Below are 3958 nucleotides of genomic sequence, written 5' to 3' on the forward strand. Positions count from 1 at the left end.
GGATACTAAAATTACCGCCTTATTCACCAGAGCTCAATCCAATAGAGCAGGTTTGGCAATGGCTCCGTCAGAATTGCCTCGCTAATAGGTGCTTCAAAGATTACAACGAAATTGTCGAGTATTGCTGCCTAGCGTGGAATAGATTCATATCGTGTAAAAGCCGAGTGAGAAAACTATGCCAAAGAGACTGGGCAAATCTGGGAAGACTTTAATCATAATTGGTATAACACACTCATTATTTTTGTTAAAAGAGCAAACTTCAATGTGGGCTGATATCACTCACTCAATATCGCATTTCCTCAGCAAATAGAAACTCAAGCTATCGATTTTTACCGAGATTATAATCAACTTACTCATCTCGCTTATTTTGTTAAATTCAGTATATAATGCCTACATTTACTGGCTTGCCTGTCAAGCGTGTTACTTTTGTATTTTCTATATTCAGGGCCCTTTCATGTTTCAGACTACAGCAGAGTTAAGAAGTGCTTTTTTAGCATACTTCGAAGATAACGGACATCAGGTTGTTGATAGCAGCTCGCTCGTTCCTACCAATGATCCAACACTCTTATTTACCAATGCAGGTATGAACCAATTTAAAGATGTGTTCCTCGGTATGGATAAGCGTAATTACACCCGAGCGACAACATCACAACGCTGTGTACGTGCTGGTGGTAAACATAACGATTTAGATAATGTAGGTTATACCGCTCGTCACCATACGTTTTTTGAAATGTTAGGTAACTTCAGCTTTGGCGATTATTTTAAAGAAGATGCTATTCGTTTTGCTTGGACCTTTTTAACCGAAGTGCTTAAGTTACCAAAAGAGCGTTTATGCGTAACTATCTATGAAACAGATGATGAAGCATATGATCTTTGGACACAAAAAATTGGTGTAGCCCCTGAAAATATGATTCGTATTGGCGACAATAAAGGAGCTCCATTTGCGTCAGATAACTTTTGGCAGATGGGTGATACCGGCCCTTGTGGTCCTTGTAGTGAGATCTTCTATGATCATGGCGATCATATTTGGGGGGGCCGTCCTGGTACGCCTGAAGAAGATGGCGATCGTTTTATTGAAATTTGGAACATAGTGTTTATGCAATATAACCGTCAGTCAGACGGCGAAATGTTGCCACTGCCTAAGCCTTCTGTAGATACTGGTATGGGTATTGAACGTATTGCAGCCATTATGCAAGGTGTACATTCAAATTATGAAATCGATATATTTAAGCAATTAATCGCTAAAGCTGCCGAGATAATTGGCGTATCTGATTTAGAAAATAAATCTCTACGTGTTATTGCTGACCATATTCGTTCGTGTGCGTTTTTAATCGCAGATGGTGTCATGCCATCGAATGAAGGGCGTGGTTATGTGTTACGTCGTATTATTCGTCGTGCAGTTCGTCATGGTAACAAATTAGGTGCCAATGAAGCATTTTTCTATAAGTTAGTCCCGACATTAATTAGTGTAATGGGCGATGCGGCAAATGGTTTAAAACAAACACAAGCAATTGTAGAAAAAGCATTAAAAGCTGAAGAGGAGCAATTTGCTCGTACTCTTGAGCGTGGTTTGGTTATTTTAGACAGCGCCTTGAATGCTCTTCAAGGTGATACATTAGATGGCGAAACTGCGTTTAAACTGTATGACACTTATGGCTTCCCAGTCGATTTAACCGCTGATGTGTGTCGTGAACGTGACATTAATGTCGATGAAGCTGGTTTTGAGGCTGCAATGGCGGAACAGCGAAGCCGCGCACAAGCTGCGGGTAATTTTGGTACAGATTACAACAGTAATTTAATTATTGATGCTGAAACGACTTTCTGCGGTTATACATCATTAATTGGCCAGTCAGCTGTTGCGGGTTTATATGTCGATGGAAAAGCGGTTGACAATGTGAGTGCCGGTCAAGATGCCATTGTTGTATTAGCGAACACACCATTTTATGCTGAGTCAGGTGGGCAAGTTGGTGATAAAGGGATGTTAACGGCGACAGGAATTGAGTTTAGCGTTAGCGACACTCAAAAGTTTGGTCAGGCCATAGGTCACCAAGGTAAGTTAACTCAAGGCCAATTAGTGATAGGCCAGCCATTATCAGCCCAAGTAGACAAAAAATTGCGTCACCGTACTCAACTTAACCATTCTGTGACTCACTTATTGCATGCTGCTTTGCGTCAAGTTTTAGGATCCCATGTAAATCAAAAAGGTTCTTTAGTTAACCCTGAACGTTTACGTTTTGATTTTGCTCACTTTGAAGCCGTTAAACCTGCAGAATTGAAGGCGGTTGAAGATTTAGTCAATACTCAAATCCGTCGTAATCATCAACTAAAAACGGCAGAAATGGCGATAGATGAAGCCAAAGAAAAAGGTGCAATGGCGTTATTTGGTGAAAAATATGACGACCAAGTCCGTGTTGTCACTATGGGCGATTTTTCTATTGAGCTGTGTGGTGGTACTCACGTTGGTCGAACGGGTGATATTGGTCTATTTAAGATCACTTCTGAAGGGGGTATCGCTGCAGGTGTTCGCCGTATTGAAGCGGTTACAGGTGCCGCGGCCATGAACTTTGTTGCTGAACAACAAGCTATGTTAGATGAAGCTGCTCAGTTGCTTAAATCAGACAACGCGTCCGTTGTGTCTAAGTTAAAGGCGCAATTAGATAAAGTTAAGCAGCTTGAAAAAGACTTATCACAGCTGAAAGATAAATTAGCCGCTGCAGCGAGTGCCGATATGGCCGGTGATGCAGTTGACATTAATGGCGTTAACGTATTGGTTAAGATGCTTGATGGTGTTGACTCAGGATCATTACGTGGTTTACAGGACGAGTTAAAGCAAAAGCTTAAGTCTGCCATTATCGTACTTGGTACAGCCAAAGACGGTAAAGTTAATTTAATTGCTGGTGTGAGCAATGATTTAACGAAACAAGTTAAAGCGGGGGAGTTAGTTGCTATGGTTGCTCAGCAAGTTGGCGGTAAAGGTGGCGGACGTCCAGATATGGCGCAAGCTGGCGGTTCCCAGCCAGATAATTTGGTAGCGGCATTGGCGTCTGTGGAGCCTTGGATCCGTGAGCGCTTAGGTTAATAATGCTATAAAAAAGAGCTTTTATTGTTGCTTGAGTCATAAAGTCTATTATATTCAACTTTATAACTTGAGTGCCAACAGTAGATTTGGCATAGTGAACTAACCCGCTAACAGTGAAAGCTCAACAACCCTTAGTACAATTGGTGATAGTTTTTGATACGTCTTCGGACACAAGATAATGATTGGTTTTATTGCTGTCGTTTTTGTTATTGGTTTTGCTGTATTGATTTATTTATCTGCGCGGTGATGAACAAATGTGATTCATTTGTTCATCATCTCGTATTAAGAGACGATTTATCGTTAAGTTTTAAGATTTCCGAATAGATGATGCTTTATAAACCGACGTATTTATAAATTGATACTATGATTTTATGTAAAGCAGACCTTATAATAAACGCATATTACGGATAAAGCGTGTTATGCAGATTGAACTAAAGGAGCAATCGAATGCTAATTTTGACTCGCCGTGTAGGCGAAACATTAATGATTGGTGATGAAGTCACCGTTACAGTTTTAGGTGTGAAAGGTAATCAGGTACGTATCGGTGTAAACGCACCTAAAGAAGTCTCTGTTCACCGTGAAGAGATTTACCAACGTATTCAATCAGAGAAGTCTGGTACACCTTCTGAAGGTGGTAACTATTAATATTCGACAGCTTTAGGGTCGATATAATTAAAGTCAGCATTTGCTGGCTTTTTTGTTTCTGATTCCCATTGAGTTGCGCTCTTTTATCGAAGATGATTATCCGAGGTTGTAATACCAATCCTATTAAATATGTGATCTTTCAGCGGGAGTTCAAAGTGCTGTAGGCAAGGCAGATGATTGAAGCGAATAGTGATCCTCGGTAACAAGCTCCTGCGTTACTCTACCTCCAGCATC

General features: G+C 40.7%; 3 protein-coding genes. All 3 read left to right on the plus strand.

The window, feature by feature from the left end:
• Positions 1-212 (plus strand): transposase (locus ACWXWT_RS20050; RefSeq protein ID WP_456043334.1); only part of this gene is annotated, 212 nt, incomplete at its 5' end.
• Positions 213-454: 242 nt separating this feature from the next.
• Positions 455-3079 (plus strand): alanine--tRNA ligase, encoded by a 2625-nt coding sequence (gene alaS, locus ACWXWT_RS20055; RefSeq protein ID WP_456043335.1) that lies wholly within the window; start codon positions 455-457, stop codon positions 3077-3079.
• Positions 3080-3526: 447 nt separating this feature from the next.
• Positions 3527-3724 carry a carbon storage regulator CsrA gene (gene csrA / locus ACWXWT_RS20060; RefSeq protein ID WP_011636538.1) on the plus strand — a complete coding sequence of 66 codons (198 nt, stop codon included), beginning with the start codon at positions 3527-3529 and terminating at the stop codon, positions 3722-3724.
• Positions 3725-3958 lie beyond the last annotated feature (234 nt).

It is taken from the genome of Shewanella sp. A22, from assembly GCF_053850585.1.

Coding starts and splice junctions, on each gene's coding strand:
- alaS (WP_456043335.1), top strand. CDS start 455: ATGTTTCAGACTACAGCAGAGTTAAGAAGTGCTTTTTTAGCATACTTC.
- csrA (WP_011636538.1), top strand. CDS start 3,527: ATGCTAATTTTGACTCGCCGTGTAGGCGAAACATTAATGATTGGTGAT.